The organism is Streptomyces hainanensis (assembly GCF_004348415.1).
Taxonomy (GTDB): domain Bacteria; phylum Actinomycetota; class Actinomycetes; order Streptomycetales; family Streptomycetaceae; genus Streptomyces; species Streptomyces hainanensis.
Genome location: NZ_SMKI01000158.1, coordinates 1 through 15199, shown reverse-complemented (window position 1 = coordinate 15199; position 15199 = coordinate 1). Strand labels below are relative to the sequence as shown.

Below are 15199 nucleotides of genomic sequence, written 5' to 3'. Positions count from 1 at the left end.
CCGCGGGACGAGCCCCCGAAGGCGGTCGGCCGCCGCCGCCCGGCGGGCCGCCAGGCCGTACATCACCCGAATGGCGGAACGCGGCAGCAGCGAAGCCCGTACCCGGGCCCACCGCCCCGCCGTGCCCCGCAGGCCGGCCAGCGCGGCCCGCGTATCCGCCGCCGCCGGCGCTCCCCGCGTCTCCGACGCGGCCGGCGCCGCCGACCCGGCCGGCGCGTACAGCGCCCGCTCCACCGCGTCCGCCACCCGGTGCACCGCCGCCGCCGGCTCCGCCGGCAGCTCGGCGACCGTGACGATCCGGTCCGCCGCCTGCCGCGGCGTCTCGGAGGCGAGCGGCGTGATGCCGAAGTCCCAGGCGCTGTCGAGGAGTTCCCGCCAGGCCGGCAGCGGCCCGTGGTCGCCGTCCCGGAGTCGTCGTGCCCTGGTGCGCGCGCGCCACAGTGGCGGGGCCGCGACCAGGAGCGCGAGCAGCAGCCCGCCGCCGCCCCAGATGATCGGCCAGATAGGCACGCCCGCCTCGCGGCGGTCGCTCTCCGGCGTCTGCTGCTGCTCCTGGCAGCCGGCGGCGTTCCCGTCCCGCTGGCACGGGTCGGTCGGCGTCGGGCCCTCGGACGGCGAGGGCGTGGCCGGTACCACCTCCTCCTGCTCCTCCTCGGGGTCCTGCTCGGTCGGCTCGCTCTCCTGCGGCCGGGTGTACGAGGGGGCGTTTCCCTGGCCCGGCGTGGGCTCGAACCGCACCCAGCCGACGCCCTGGAAGTACAGCTCGGGCCAGGCGTGCGCGTTGTGCACCCCCACCTCGTACGCGCCGCCCGGCTGCCGGGTGCCCGGCGTGAAGCCGACGGCCACCTGTGCCGGGATGCCGAGCGTGCGGGCCATGGCGGCCATGGTGAAGGCGAAGTGGACGCAGAACCCCTCCCGTTGCTGGAGGAAGTTCACGATGGCCTGGGTGCCGCTGCCCGAGGCGACCGACGTGTCGTAGCGGAAGCCGCCGTCCGTGGTGAACCAGTCCTGCAGGGCCACCGCGCGGTCGAAGTCGGTGGCCGCGCTCGACGTGATGCCGAGCGCCGTCGCCGCCACCTCCTGCGGCAGGTCGCCAGGCACCCGGGTGTAGTAGTCGGTCAACTCCTGCGACGGCGGCGGGGCCTCGGCCAGTTGGGCGGCCGTCGGCCGCACCAGCAGGTGCTGGATCTCGTAGCTGGCGCCGGCGCTGGTGCGTCCCCGCTGGTTGGTCACCAGCGTCTGCGTGCCGCGGTCGAACAGCCACTGGCCGTTGGTCTCCACCGAGGTCGCCGGGTACGGCACGGGCAGCGAGTTCTGCGCGTAGTAGTCGGCGACCTCGACCGTCGTGGTGACCGCCGTGGTGGCCACCTCCTCCGAGAGTCCCGACACCGGCCACGGCGCCTCGGGCACCCGGTTCTCGTACCAGCGCGAGGAGCGCCACTCCTGGCCGGTGAACTCGTCGAGCGCGATCAGCCGCAGATACATCTCCGACGGCTCGGCGCTGGTCGTGCGGTAGCTCAGCACCGCGCGGTCCTGCTGCTGGTTCAGCTGGTCCTGGAGCGCCACCACCGGGTTGACCGAGATGACGTCACCGGAGCCGCCCCGCCCGGTGCCCCTGCCGCCGTCCAGGTCGAGCAGGCCCTCGCCGAGCGACGGCAGCGCGGCCGGCGCGAGCACCGCGACGCCCAACGTCAGCACGCCGATCCGGCGCCCGGTGCGGGCGCGCGGGCCCACCGGCACGGCACGCGGTGCGGCCGGCGCGCCCTGTGGCGGGCCGTGCCCGGCGAAGAACCGGCCCCAGCGGTTGAGCCGGTCCCGGCCCTCGGCGAGCAGCAGCACCAGGTAGCCGGCGGCCGCGAGCAGGAAGTAGGGCCAGCCCGGCCCCTCCTGGGCCACGCCGGCGGCCACCGAGTACAGGGCGAGCAGCGGCAGCCCGGCCGAGGCGGCGCTGCGGGCCGTCACGGCCAGCACGTCGACCAGCAGCCCGATCAGCAGCACGCCGCCGAACACCATCATCCGGATGCCGTCGGTGGCCGGCGCCGGCGCCACGTAGTGGCCGATGTCCTCGGCGCCGTCCCGCAGCAGCAGCCCGAACTGCTCGAACACCTGTGGTCCTGGCAGGAGCCCGAACGTCGCGTAGTCCGGCGCCAGGACCACGGTCAGCAGCACGAGTGACGCGGCGACCTGCGCCCCGACCGTCAGTGCCGGATGCAGTCCGCGCCAGCGCAACGCCAGGCCCACCAGGGTCTGCGCGCCCAGCAGGATGGCCGCCTGGACCATCCAGTCCGAGCCGTCGACCAGCGGCAGCAGCGCGCTCGCCGCCGCCACGGTCGCCAGCCAGGCGGCGCAGGCGATCCGGATCCTGCCGTCTATCAGCCCATTCATCCGACCGGCTCCCCGCTCCTCCTCAGGCTCCCCGCACGTCCACTCACCGGGCCCCCACGTCCCGGGCCGCGAGCTCCAACGCGGCCTGCTGCCAGGACTGCCCGAGCGGCACCCCGGGCACCAGCGGCAGCGCCGCCCAGCCCGCGAGCGTGAGCGACCGCAGCCGCTCGGTCTCCGCCTCGGGCGGCAGCTGACCCGACGCCACGAACCCGACCGCGCCGTTCGCCCGTTGCCGCAGCCCGTCGAGCTCCGCGGCGTCCTCCTCGCTCACCGTGCCGAGGAAGCCGAGCAGCAGCCCGCAGTCGCCCGACCGCAGCGCCGCGCGCGCGTCGGAGAGCGAGGTGCCCGCCGAGTGGCCGATCACGGCCAGCGTCTCCATGATCAGCGCGGTCAGCTCGGTGGTGTCACCGGCCTGGCTCTCGGGACCCGGCACGAGGAGCCCGGTGTCCGTCACCAGACGCACCTCGTAGCCCTGCGCCATCAGGTGGAACACCGCGGAGGCGGCGCCGGACACCGCCCGCTCGAACGCCGAGTCGGGGCCCGACGACACGTAGCCGTTCCGCCGGGTGTCGAGCAGCACCGTGCAGCGCGCCTTGAGCGGCTGCTCCTCCCGACGCACCATCAGCGAGCCACGGTGCGCCGTCGAGCGCCAGTGCACCCGCCGCAGGTCGTCGCCGTGCCGGTAGTCGCGCGGGATGATGTCGTCGTCCCCGGAGACGGCCAGCGCGCGCTGCCGGCCCTCGCCGTGCCCGTTGGCGTCCCCGCCGAGCCGCACCGGCGGCAGCGGCTCGATCCTCGGCAGCACCGTCATCACGTCGAACGACGTGAACGACCTGCTCAGCTCCACCATCCCGAACGGGTCGGCCAGCCGCAGCTGGAGCGGCCCGAGCGGATACCGGCCACGCTGCTCGGAGCGGACCCGGTACGTCACCTCGCGCCGGCCGCCCGGCTCGATCCTGTCCAACATGAACCGGGGCCGCGGCCCCAGCACGTAGGGCACCCGGTCCTGGAGCATCAGCAGCCCGCTGGGGATCCGCGCCACGTTGTCGACCCGCAGGTGCACCCGGGTCTCGTCGCCCGCCGACACCCGGGCCGGCGTCACGCTGCGCGCCGCCGTCACCCGGCTGCGCGTACCGTGCAGCACCAGCACGCACAGCAGCGGCAGCGCGGCCAGCAGGGCGCCGACCCGCAGCAGGTCCGGCTGGCCGAGCACGTACGCGCACACGGCGGCGGCGCCGCCCGCGGCCAGGAACGAGCGGCCCCTGGTGGTGAGCCCGCCGAACGCGGCCCGCAACGGGCCCCGGTCGTCCTCACCCGCGCCCCCGCCCGTCCCGGCGGGATGGGGTGGCGACATCAGAAGCCCCGCTGCGGCTGGGCGGCGTACGGGTCGGGCACCGGTGTCCCGCGCACGATGTCGGTGACGAACTGTTCGGTGCTGTGGCGGTTCAACTGGGCGTGCGCGGTGGGCAGCAGCCGGTGCGCGAGCACCGGCACCGCCAGCCGCTGGATGTCGTCGGGGAGCACGAAGTTCCGGCCGGCCAGCGCGGCCGCCGCCTTGGCCGCCCGCAGCAGGTGCAGGGTGGCGCGCGGCGAGGCGCCGAGCCGCAGCTCGGGGTGGGTCCTGGTGGCGGCGGTCAGGTCGACCGTGTACCGCCGCACCGGATCCGCCACGTGCACCTCGCGCACCGCGTCGATCAGCCGCAGCACGTCGTGCGCGTGCGCCGCCGGCCGCAGCGCGTCGAGCGGGGAGGACCCGCCGTGCGAGGCCAGCATCCGCATCTCGGCCTCCGGGCTCGGGTAGCCCATCGACACCCGGGCCATGAACCGGTCGCGCTGCGCCTCGGGCAGCGGATAGGTGCCCTCCATCTCCACCGGGTTCTGGGTGGCGATCACCATGAACGGGCTGGGCAGCTCGTAGGTCCGCCCGTCCGCGGTGACCTGGCGCTCCTCCATGGACTCGAGCAGCGCCGACTGGGTCTTCGGCGAGGCCCGGTTGATCTCGTCGCCGATCACGATCTGCGCGAAGATGGCGCCCGGCTTGAACTCGAACTCGTTGCGCTGCTGGTCGTAGACGCTGACACCGGTGATGTCGGTGGGCAGCAGGTCCGGCGTGAACTGGACCCGCTGCACCGAACAGTCGATCGACTTCGCCAGCGCCTTGGCGAGCATCGTCTTGCCGACGCCCGGCACGTCCTCGAGGAGCAGGTGTCCGCCCGCGAGCAGCACCGTCAGCGAGAGCCGGACAACCTCCGGCTTGCCCTCGATCACGCTCTCCACGGCGTGGCGCACCTGCTCCGCCGTGGCGCTCAGATCGGTGAGCTTGGTCTGCTCCTCATAGGTCGTCACCCGGCCCTCCTCGGCCCTTTAACTCATCCAGGGCCCGGCTCGAAGTGCGACCGGGCCATACCGATTACCCGGACAACCGAATCGCACCGGGTGGTTTCCTCCGCCCAGCATTCTTCACACTACGACGGCCGCTCGTCACGTCGCCGCCGCCGGGCTGGCCGGATCCACCTCCCGCAGCAGACCCGTCGTCACATCGAACACGAAGCCGCGTACATCGTCAGTGTGCGGGAGGAAAGGCGAGGTCCGCACGCGCGCCATGGACTGGCGAACGTCCTGATCCAGATCGGTGAACGACTCCACCGCCCAGGCCGGCCGCTGCCCGACCTCGTGCTCCAGCTCGTGCCGGAAGTCCTCGGTCAGGCTGAGCAGGCCGCAGCCGGTGTGGTGGATCAGCACCACGGAACGGGTGCCGAGCTTGCGTTGGCTGATGGTCAGTGAGCGGATGATGTCGTCGGTGACCACGCCGCCGGCGTTGCGGATGGTGTGGCAGTCGCCCAGGCTCAGGCCGAGGGCGGCGTGCAGGTCGAGGCGGGCGTCCATGCAGGCGACGATCGCCACCCTGCGCACGGGCCTGGCGTCCATCCCGGGATCGGCGAACCGATCGGCGTAACGGCGATTGGCGCTGACCAGTTCGTCTGTGACCGTATGAGGCATATCTGTGACGTTAATACGAGTACCTGGGGGTCGTCTCGCCCAGGAAGGTGACTCGGCTCACAGGCCCGCGCCGAAACGCGGTGCCCGATCAACCTCAGAGATTGATCGTGGAAACAGGTGGGCTAGTGTGACGCGCACCGGGAGGCGTGTGCCTGATGACGTGAGCCGCCGTCCTCGCCCGTCACCTCTCTTCTCCCGCCACCCGCCCAGCTCTTCTCCCACCATCCGCGGAAGGCGCATGACGACCAGCAACGACCGGCCGCCGGAGGCCCGGCACCGCCCCGTCATGCTCCGACGCTGCCTCGACCTCCTCGCCCCCGCGCTGCGGGACCGGCCGGGAGCCGTCGTGGTGGACTGCACCCTGGGCCTCGGCGGCCACAGCGAGGCACTGCTCGACACCTTCCCCGACATCCGGCTCGTCGCCCTCGACCGCGACCCCGCCGCGCTCGCCCTCGCCGGCGAGCGGCTGGCCCGCTTCGGCGACCGGGCCACCCTGGTGCACGCCGTCTACGACGAACTGCCCACCGCGCTGGCCCGCTTGGACACCCCCCGGGTGGCGGGCGTGCTCTTCGACCTCGGCGTCTCCTCGATGCAGCTGGACGAGGCCGACCGCGGCTTCGCCTACGCCCAGGACGCCCCGCTCGACATGCGGATGGACCAGACCACCGGGCCGAGCGCCGCCGACGTCCTCAACACCTACCCGCCGGGCGACCTCGTCCGGGTGCTGCGGGTCTACGGCGAGGAGCGGTTCGCGCGCCGGATCGTCGACGCGGTCGTCCGCGAGCGGGCCCGCGCCCCCATCACCGGCAGCGCCCAACTGGTCGCGCTGATCCGCCAGGCGCTGCCACAGGCCGCGATGCGCACCGGCGGCAACCCGGCCAAGCGCACCTTCCAGGCCCTGCGGATCGAGGTCAACGGCGAGCTCGCGGTCCTGGAGCGCGCGCTGCCGGCCGCGGTCGAGGCGTTGGCCGTCGGCGGCCGGATCGCCGTGCTCTCCTACCACTCGCTCGAGGACCGGCTGGTCAAGCGGGTCCTCGCCCAGGGCGCCGAGAACACCGCGCCCCCGGGACTCCCGGTGGTGCCCGAGCAGTACCAGCCCCGGCTGCGGCTGCTGACCCGCGGCGCCGAACAGCCGGACGAGGCGGAGCTCGCCGAGAACAAGCGCGCCGCGCCGGCCCGGCTCCGCGCGGCGGAACGGATCAGGGAGGCAACCTGAGATGGGCCCGCAGCAGCGTCTAGGTCGGCTGGCCGGACTGGTCCCCAAGGGCTCGACGACGGCCGCCAGAACCCCGTTCGTGCTCCTGGTGGTGGTGCTCCTCGGCTCGGGCATGCTGGGGCTGCTGTTGCTGAACGCCTCGCTCAACGAGGGCTCGTTCGAGCTGAGCGAGCTGCGCCGGGAGACCCAGGAGCTGACGGACCAGCAGCAGGAGCTCCAGGCCGAGGTGGACGGCTACTCGGCGCCCGACGCGCTCTCCGAGCGCGCCCGTGAGCTCGGCATGGTCCCCGGCGGCCCACCCGCCTTCCTCGCCCCCGACGGCTCGCTGCTCGGCGAGACGGACCCGACGCCGGCGCCCGAGCCGACGTCCGACGAGGACGGCGTCACGGCCCGGTCCGCGCCCGCCCGGAACGCCGAAGCCGACACGGACACCGACACGGACACCGACACCGACACCGAGGCCGTCACCGACCGGGACGACGACGCGGCGAACGCGGAGGCCGAGCCGGCCGCCCACGACGCCGACCGACCCTCGCCCGGCCGTGGCGCCATGCCCAGCGGCCCGCCGGCCGACCCGGCGTCCCGGGCCGCCCACCGGACCCCGACCGAGCGGGTCACCGCCGAGAGCAACGGATCGGAGCGGCCGTGAGCAGTGGACCAAGGACGCCCAAGGCCCGGCGGGACGCCGGCTCGCTGCGGCTCGGCAGCCCGCGACCCCGACTGCGGTTCGTCGGCATCGCGCTCACCCTCGTGATGCTCGTCTTCGGCGGCCGCCTCGTGCAGGTCCAGGCGATGGGCGCGGCCTCCTACGCCGAGGAGGCCTCCCGCAACCGCATCGTCACCGTGCCGCTCGCCCCCCAGCGGGGCGACATCACCGACCGCAACGGCAACGCCCTGGCGACCACGGTCGACGCGTACGACATCACCGCGGACCCCTCGATGTTCACCGAGGACGCCACCGACGTCGCCGACGCCCCGGAACAGGCCGCCGCCCTCCTCGCCCCCATCGTCGGCCGCGACGAGGCCGAGCTCGTCGACCTGCTCGACGACCCGGACGAGCGGTACGCGCTGCTCGCCCGCCAACAGACCCCGCAGGTCTGGAGCCAGATCCGCGACCTGCGCAACAACCTCGCGGAACAGGTCGACAAGGGCACCGGCGACCAGGTGCTGTCCGGCGTCTTCTACGAGGAGAACCCGAAGCGGGTCTACCCCAACGGCGACCTCGCGGCCGCCGTGCTCGGCTTCGTCAACGGCGAGGGCGTGGGCGGCGGCGGCCTGGAGGCCCAGCTCGACGCCGGGCTGACCGGCGAGGCGGGCAGCATCACCTACGCCCAGTCCGCCGGCCGCCGGGTGCCCACCGCGGGCGGCAGCGAGGACCCGGCCGTGCCGGGCACCGACATGGAGCTCACCCTGGACCGGGACATCCAGTGGGCGGCCCAGCGCGCCATCGCCGAGCAGGTGGAGGAGTCCGAGGCGAACAGCGGCTACGTGGTCGTCCAGGACACCGTCACCGGCGAGATCCTCGCCCTGGCCAGCGCCCCCGGCTACGACCCCAACGACATCGGCTCGGCCAACGCCGGGCAGCTGCGCAACCCGGCCGTCGAGGACGCCTACGAACCCGGCTCCACCAGCAAGCTCGTCACCATGGCCGCCGTCCTCGAGGAGGGCGCCGCCGCCATCGACACCCATGTCACGGTGCCCAACCGACTGCCCCGCGCCGACCGCAGCTTCGGCGACAACATCGAGCACGAGACCTGGTACCTGACCCTGGCCGGGGTGCTCGCCAAGTCGAGCAACATCGGCACGATCCTCGCCGCCGAGCAACTGGGCGCCACCCAGCCGGAGGCCAACGAGGTCCTGCACCGCTATCTGACCGCCTTCGGCTTCGGGCAACCCACCGGGCTCGGCTTCCCCGGCGAGACCTCCGGCATCGTGGCGCAGCCCGCCGACTGGGACGCCGCCCAGCAGTACACGATCCCGTTCGGCCAGGGCCTGTCCGTCAACGCCGTGCAGGCCGCCTCCGTCTACTCCACCATCGCCAACGGCGGCGAGCGGATCGCCCCGAGCCTGGTGCGTGGCACCACGGGACCCGAGGGCGACTACGAGGCGGCCCCCGACCCCGAGCGCACCCGGGTGGTCGGCGAGGAGACCGCCGCCCAGCTCACCGAGATGCTGGAGACCGTCGTCGCGTCCCCCGAGGGCACCGGGCAGGCCGCCCGCATCCCCGGCTACCGGGTCGCCGGCAAGACCGGCACCTCCAACCGCGTGGACCCGGAGACGGGTCGCTACAGCGGCTACACCTCGTCCTTCGCCGGCTTCGCACCCGCCGACGACCCCCGCGTCACCGTCTACTGCGCCGTCCAGAACCCGACGGAAGGCCCCTACACCGGCAGCGAGGTCTGCGGGCCCGTCTTCAACGAGGTCATGCGGTTCACTCTGTCGGCCCTGCGGGTGCCGCCCACCGGCGAGGAGTTCGCCGGCCTGCCGGTGACCTTCGATCCCGGGGCCTGACCAGCCGACCGACCAGCCGGCTGACCAGCCAGAAAACCGCGGCAGGACCGCCGCACGGCCCCCGCGAGGCCCTGCCGAATCACCCGAACGAGCGGAGCACAGCTACGTGAGAACCATCACCGACGGGTCCACCTCGTTTAGCTCGACCCCCATCCCGACGGGTACGCTCACCGCCGTGCCCCTCGCTGATCACACTCTCGCGGCGCCGCGCCCGGCACACACCAGGCCGGTGTCCCTGGCGGAGCTGGCCGAGCTGCTGGGCGTCGAGCCCCCGGCGCCGGCCGCCGGCGGGGCCGAGGCCACGCCGGCCGTGGTCACCGGCATCACGCACGACTCGCGTGCCGTCCGCCCAGGCGACGTCTACGTGGCGTTCGCCGGCGCCCGCTTCCACGGCGCCGACTTCGTCGCCCAGGCCGCGAGCAACGGCGCCGTCGCGGTGCTCACCGACCCGTCGGGCACCCAGCGCGCCGCCACCACCGGGCTCCCGGTGCTGACCGTGCCGGACCCGCGCGCCCGGATGGGCGCCCTGGCCGTGGCCGTCTACGACGACCCGGGTCGCGACCTGCTCCAGATCGGCGTCACCGGCACCTCGGGCAAGACCACCACCGCCTACCTGATCGAGGGCGGGCTGCGCGCGGCCTTCGGCAAGGGCGGGCCCACCGACGGCGCCGCCACCGGGCTGATCGGCACCGTGGAGACCCGGATCGGCGACGAGGCGCTCAAGTCCACCCACACCACCCCCGAGGCCACCGACCTCCAGGCGCTGTTCGCCGTGATGCGCGAACGCGGCGTCGGCTCGGTCGCCATGGAGGTCTCCAGCCACGCCCTGGTGATGGGCCGGGTCGACGGCTGTGTGTTCGACGTCGCGGTGTTCACCAACCTCAGTCCCGAACACCTGGACTTCCACCAGGACATGGAGGACTACTTCCAGAGCAAGGCCCAGCTGTTCACCGCGGCCCGCGCCCGCGCGGCCGTGGTCAACCTGGACGACGAGTACGGCCGCCGGCTGGCCGCCGACGCGGGCGTCGCCGTCACGACCTACTCAGCCGAGGGGCATCCCGACGCCGACTGGCGCGCCGAGGGCGTCGAACTGGGCCCGCTCGGCTCGACCTTCACCGCCGTCGGCCCCGCGGGCGCCCGGGTGCGCGCCGTGGCCCCGCTGCCGGGCCCCTTCAACGTCTCCAACGCGCTGGCCGCGATCGTCGCGCTCGCCGTGGCCGGAGCCGACCCCCAGACCGCGGCGGACGGCGTCGGCGCCGTGCCGGGCGTGCCGGGCCGCCTGGAGCGGGTGGACGCGGGCCAGCCCTACCTGGCCGTGGTCGACTACGCCCACAAGCCGGACGCCGTCGAGTCGGTGCTGCACGCCCTGCGCAAGGTCACCGAGGGCCGGCTGCACGCCGTGCTCGGCTGCGGCGGCGACCGCGACCCGCACAAACGGCAGCGGATGGGCGCGGCGCTGGCCAGGCTCGCCGACACCGCCGTGCTCACCTCGGACAACCCGCGCTCCGAGGACCCCCTGGCCATCCTGGCCGCCATGCTCGCCGGCGCCGCCGAGGTGCCCACTCACGAGCGCGGCACCGTGCTCGTCGAGGAGGACAGGGCCGCCGCCATCGAGGCGGCCGTGGCCCGCGCCGAGGCGGGCGACGTCGTCCTGGTGGCCGGCAAGGGACACGAGCGCGGGCAGGACATCGCCGGAGTCATCCGGCCCTTCGACGATCGACAGGAGCTGCGCGCCGCCATCGAGCGCCGCCGCTCGCCCCACCCCAGCCCCAACGCCAGGCGAGGCCCGTTGCAGTGATCCCCCTTTCCGTTGCCGAGCTCATCCACGTCGTGCGGGGAGAACCGCATGACATACCGGAGTCGCCACCCCTCATCACGGGGCCGGCGGTCATCGACTCCCGGCTGGTCGAGCCCGGAACCCTCTTCGCCGCCCTCCCAGGGGAACGCGTGGACGGCCACGACTTCGCCGCCGCGGCATCCGCCGCCGGCGCCGCCGTCGTGCTCGCCAGCCGCCCCGTCGGCGTGCCCGCGGTCGTCGTCGACGACGTGGTCGCCGCGCTCAGCGAGCTCGCGAGACACACCGTGCGCGCTCTCGATCCCACCGTCGTCGCGCTGACCGGCTCCGCCGGCAAGACCAGCACCAAGGACCTGGTCGCCCAGGTCCTCACCCGCGTCGGCCCCACCGTCTTCACCCCCGGCTCGTTCAACAACGAGATCGGCCTGCCGCTCACCGCCCTGCGAACCGAGGAGGCCACCCGCTATCTGGTGCTCGAGATGGGTGCCAGAGGCATCGGTCACATCCGTCATCTCACCGAGCTGACCCCACCCCGCGTCGGCCTGGTGCTCAACGTGGGCACCGCGCACATCGGCGAGTTCGGCGGGCGCGAAGCCATCGCACAGGCAAAGGGCGAACTGGTCGAAGCCCTGCCGCCGGCCGCCGAGGGCGGCGTGGCCATCCTGAACGCCGACGATCCACTGGTGCGGGCCATGGCCGCGCGCACCAACGCCAGGACCGTGTTCTTCGGCGAATCCGAGGAAGCCTCGATCCGCGCCGAGCACATCCGCCTCACGGCCCAGGGCAGGCCGAGCTTCCGCCTGACCACCCCCACCGGGTGCGCCGATGTGACCATGCGGTTGTACGGTGAGCACCATGTGTCGAACGCGCTTGCCGCTGCGGCTGTTGCGCATGAGGTAGGCATGTCCGCGGAGGCGATCGCCGAAACACTCGCCGCCGCGGACCCGCTCTCGAAGTGGCGGATGGAGGTCACCGAGCGAGCGGACGGCGTGACCATCGTCAACGACGCCTACAACGCGAACCCCGACTCCATGCGCGCGGCGCTGCGCGCACTCGCCGCCATGGGCGAGGCCGCCAGGGCGGAGGGGGGACGCACCTGGGCGGTGCTCGGTCGGATGGCCGAGCTCGGGGACGAGACGTTCGCCGAGCACGACGCTGTCGGACGGCTGGCCGTTCGACTCAACGTCAACAAGCTTGTGTCCGTGGGCGGTCAGGAAGCCGCCTGGATGGACATGGGCGCCAAGAACGAGGGTTCGTGGGGTGAGGAGTCGGTGCACGTGTCCGACGCTCGGGCAGCCGTCGAGCTGCTGCGCGGAGAGCTGCGACCGGGAGATGTGGTGCTGGTGAAGGCGTCCAGGTCGGTGGGCCTGGAGCAGGTCGCCGCCCGGCTGCTGGCCGGCGACGCCGATGGCGAGGTCGCCGCCCGATGAGGCAGATCCTCTTCTCCGGCGCCATCGGACTCTTCCTCACCCTGGTCGGCACCCCGCTGCTGATCAAGCTGCTGGCCCGCAAGGGATACGGCCAGTACATCCGGGACGACGGCCCCCGCGAGCACCAGAGCAAGCGCGGCACCCCGACCATGGGCGGCATCGCGTTCATTTTCGCCACCCTGGTCGCCTACGTGCTCACCAAGGTCATCACCGGCGAAGAGCCCAGCATCTCCGCCCTGTTGGTGCTCTTCCTCTTCGCCGGGATGGGCCTGGTCGGCTTCCTCGACGACTACATCAAGATCGTCCGGCGGCGCAGCCTCGGCCTGCGGGCCGGCGCCAAGATGCTCGGCCAGTTCATCGTGGGTGTCGCGTTCGCGATCCTCTCGCTGAACTTCGCCGACTCCCGCGACCTGACCCCGGCCTCCACCCACCTGTCGTTCGTCCAGGACTTCAGCTGGTCCATCGGGCCGGTGCTCTTCGTGCTATGGGCGCTGTTCATGGTGCTGGCCATGTCGAACGGCGTGAACCTCACCGACGGCCTCGACGGCCTCGCCACCGGCGCCTCGGTGATGGTCTTCGGCGCCTACGTCTTCATCGGCGTCTGGCAGTACGGCCAGTCCTGCGCCAACATCCTGACCGCCGGCGCCTCCTGCTACGAGGTCCGCGACCCGCTGGACACCGCCGTGGTCGCCGCGGCCCTGATGGGCGCGCTCTTCGGCTTCCTCTGGTGGAACACGTCGCCGGCCAAGATCTTCATGGGCGACACCGGCTCGCTGGCCATCGGCGGCGCGCTCGCCGGCCTGGCCATCGTCTCCCGCACCGAACTGCTGCTCGCCGTCCTCGGCGGCCTGTTCGTGCTCATCACCATGTCGGTGGTGATCCAGGTCGGATCCTTCCGGCTCACCGGGCGCCGGGTCTTCAAGATGGCGCCGCTCCAGCACCACTTCGAGCTCAAGGGCTGGAGCGAGGTGCTGGTGGTGGTCAGGTTCTGGATCATCCAGGGCATGTGCGTGATCGTCGGTATCGGCATCTTCTACGGCAGTTGGGTGGCCGGCTGGTGACTCCCATCTCCGGGGGATCGGCCGTTCCCGCCCGATCAGGCTTCGCCGGGCGCAGGATCACCGTCGCCGGCCTCGGCGTGAGCGGCGAGAGCGCCGCCCGCGCCCTGGCCGGGCTCGGCGCCGAGGTCACGGTCGTCGACGGCGGCGACGGCGAGCGGCAGCGGACCACCGCCGCCGAGCTCGCCGCCGCCGGCGTGGAGACCCGCCTCGGCGACGGCGCCACCCTGCCGAAGGGCACGGAGCTGGTCGTCACCTCGCCCGGCTGGCGTCCCGACAGCCCGCTGTTCGCCGCCGCGGCGGCGAACAGCGTGGAGGTCGTGGGCGACGTCGAGATCGCCTGGCGGCTGCGGGGCCTGAACGGCGAGCGGCCCGCGCCGTGGCTGGCCGTCACCGGCACCAACGGCAAGACCACCACCGTGCGCATGCTCGCCGCCGTTCTCGAGGCGGCGGGCCTGCGCACGGCCGCCGTGGGCAACATCGGCGACCCGATCATCGACGCGGTGCTCGCCGACCCGCCCTACGACGTGCTCGCCGTCGAGCTCTCCAGCTACCAGCTGCACTGGGCCCCCTCGGTCCGGCCGCACTCGGGCGCCGTGCTCAACCTGGCCCCCGACCACCTGGACTGGCACGGCTCGATGGCGGCCTACGCGGCCGCCAAGGGCCGTGTCTACGAGGGCAACGAGGTCGCCTGCGTCTACAACGCGGCCGACCCGGCCACCGAGGCGCTGGTCCGCGAGGCCGACGTCGTGGCGGGCTGCCGGGCCGTCGGCTTCACGCTCGGCACCCCCGGGCTCTCCCAACTCGGCGTGGTGGACGGCATCCTGGCCGACCGGGCCTTCGTGCCCGACCGCCGCGAGCAGGCCCAGGAGCTCGCCGAGATCACCGACGTCGACCCGCCGGCCCCGCACAACATCGCCAACGCGCTGGCCGCCGCCGCGCTGGCCCGCGCCTACGGCGTGCCGCCGCACGCCGTGCGGGACGGCCTGCGGGCCTTCCGGCCCGACCCGCACCGGGTCGAGCGGGTCGCGGAGGTCGGCGGCGTCACCTACGTCGACGACTCCAAGGCCACCAACCCGCATGCCGCGGCGGCCTCGCTCGCGGCCTACGACCCGGTCGTCTGGATCGCGGGCGGCCTCGCGAAGGGCGCCACCTTCGACGACCTGGTCGCCACCGCCGCCGGCCGGCTGCGGGGCGTGGTGCTGATCGGGGCCGATCGCGGCCTGATCGCCGAGGCGTTGACGCGACACGCGCCGGATGTGCCGGTCGTGGACCTCGATCGCACGGACACTGGGGCGATGGCGGCGGCGGTCCGCGAAGCGACCCGGCTGGCCCGTCCCGGAGACACCGTCCTGATGGCACCGGCCTGCGCCTCGATGGATATGTTCACCAACTACAACGTACGCGGCGACGTCTTCGCCGCCGCCGTCCACGTACTGGCCGCCGGCCAGGACGAGCAGTAGCCCACGGCCCGGCCGCCGGACCGCGGGCGCGGGGCCGGAGGAGGGGCCAGGGATGACGGCTGACGACGGGGCGACGAGGCGGGGGCCGGGCCCCGCACACGACGGCCGGCCACCGGGGCCGCCACCCGCCGGCGACCCGGCGACCCGGCGGTCGCCCCGACCCGAAGGACCCGCCGCCGCCGCGCGGCCGGCTAGCGCCGGGCAGGGCCCGGCAGTTGTGCCGGCGCCCGCGGGTGGTTGGCGGCGCTCGGTGGCCGCGACCGCCGGTGCCGTCGGACGCCGGATCGCCGGCGGAGCCGGCCGGCGGCCGGCGCGGGTGCTGGCCCTCGGAGCCGGGGTCC

General features: G+C 73.8%; 11 protein-coding genes. 7 read left to right on the top strand and 4 right to left on the bottom strand.

Going from position 1 to position 15199, the window contains the following annotated elements:
* The 4 genes from E1283_RS16520 to E1283_RS16505 all read right to left on the bottom strand — a co-directional run.
* On the bottom strand, positions 1-2385 hold a 2385-nt coding region (locus tag E1283_RS16520), incomplete at its 3' end, for a transglutaminase TgpA family protein (RefSeq protein ID WP_132818811.1).
* A gap of 43 nt (positions 2386-2428) precedes the next feature.
* The gene (locus E1283_RS16515) at positions 2429-3739 is read right to left on the bottom strand and encodes a DUF58 domain-containing protein (RefSeq protein WP_132818810.1); all 1311 of its coding nucleotides are present in this window, start codon (positions 3737-3739) and stop codon (positions 2429-2431) included.
* Complete coding sequence (locus tag E1283_RS16510; protein ID WP_132818809.1) at positions 3739-4731, bottom strand: AAA family ATPase; 993 nt, start codon at positions 4729-4731, stop codon at positions 3739-3741. Before E1283_RS16510 ends, E1283_RS16515 begins: the two co-directional genes overlap by 1 nt.
* 135 nt (positions 4732-4866) lie before the next feature.
* Positions 4867-5385, bottom strand: a complete 519-nt coding sequence (locus E1283_RS16505; RefSeq protein ID WP_132818808.1) for a beta-class carbonic anhydrase — start codon at positions 5383-5385, stop codon at positions 4867-4869.
* A gap of 238 nt (positions 5386-5623) precedes the next feature.
* Between E1283_RS16505 and rsmH the strand changes: the two genes are divergently transcribed.
* From rsmH to murD, 7 genes are all read left to right on the top strand, one after another.
* Positions 5624-6601: a 16S rRNA (cytosine(1402)-N(4))-methyltransferase RsmH gene (gene rsmH / locus E1283_RS16500; RefSeq protein ID WP_132818807.1), complete on the top strand. Its 978-nt coding sequence runs from the start codon at positions 5624-5626 to the stop codon at positions 6599-6601.
* Position 6602: 1 nt separating this feature from the next.
* Positions 6603-7250 (top strand): cell division protein FtsL, encoded by a 648-nt coding sequence (gene ftsL / locus E1283_RS16495; protein ID WP_132818806.1) that lies wholly within the window; start codon positions 6603-6605, stop codon positions 7248-7250.
* Positions 7247-9112 (top strand): peptidoglycan D,D-transpeptidase FtsI family protein, encoded by a 1866-nt coding sequence (locus E1283_RS16490; protein WP_132818805.1) that lies wholly within the window; start codon positions 7247-7249, stop codon positions 9110-9112. The genes ftsL and E1283_RS16490 overlap by 4 nt, the downstream gene beginning before the upstream one ends.
* Before the next feature lie 106 nt (positions 9113-9218).
* Positions 9219-10910, top strand: a complete 1692-nt coding sequence (locus tag E1283_RS16485) for a UDP-N-acetylmuramoyl-L-alanyl-D-glutamate--2,6-diaminopimelate ligase (protein WP_132818804.1) — start codon at positions 9219-9221, stop codon at positions 10908-10910.
* Positions 10907-12337 (top strand): UDP-N-acetylmuramoyl-tripeptide--D-alanyl-D-alanine ligase, encoded by a 1431-nt coding sequence (locus tag E1283_RS16480; protein ID WP_132818803.1) that lies wholly within the window; start codon positions 10907-10909, stop codon positions 12335-12337. Before E1283_RS16485 ends, E1283_RS16480 begins: the two co-directional genes overlap by 4 nt.
* Positions 12334-13398 (top strand): phospho-N-acetylmuramoyl-pentapeptide-transferase, encoded by a 1065-nt coding sequence (mraY, locus tag E1283_RS16475; protein WP_132818802.1) that lies wholly within the window; start codon positions 12334-12336, stop codon positions 13396-13398. Before E1283_RS16480 ends, mraY begins: the two co-directional genes overlap by 4 nt.
* On the top strand, positions 13395-14858 hold the full coding sequence (gene murD, locus E1283_RS16470; protein WP_243744882.1) for a UDP-N-acetylmuramoyl-L-alanine--D-glutamate ligase: 1464 nt from the start codon (positions 13395-13397) through the stop codon (positions 14856-14858). The genes mraY and murD overlap by 4 nt, the downstream gene beginning before the upstream one ends.
* Positions 14859-15199 lie beyond the last annotated feature (341 nt).

What these genes read in the sequence shown, in the direction of transcription:
- E1283_RS16515 (WP_132818810.1), bottom strand. Translation starts at nt 3,739, where the DNA reads ATGTCGCCACCCCATCCCGCCGGGACGGGCGGGGGCGCGGGTGAGGAC.
- E1283_RS16505 (WP_132818808.1), bottom strand. Translation starts at nt 5,385, where the DNA reads ATGCCTCATACGGTCACAGACGAACTGGTCAGCGCCAATCGCCGTTAC.
- rsmH (WP_132818807.1), top strand. Translation starts at nt 5,624, where the DNA reads ATGACGACCAGCAACGACCGGCCGCCGGAGGCCCGGCACCGCCCCGTC.
- ftsL (WP_132818806.1), top strand. Translation starts at nt 6,603, where the DNA reads ATGGGCCCGCAGCAGCGTCTAGGTCGGCTGGCCGGACTGGTCCCCAAG.
- mraY (WP_132818802.1), top strand. Translation starts at nt 12,334, where the DNA reads ATGAGGCAGATCCTCTTCTCCGGCGCCATCGGACTCTTCCTCACCCTG.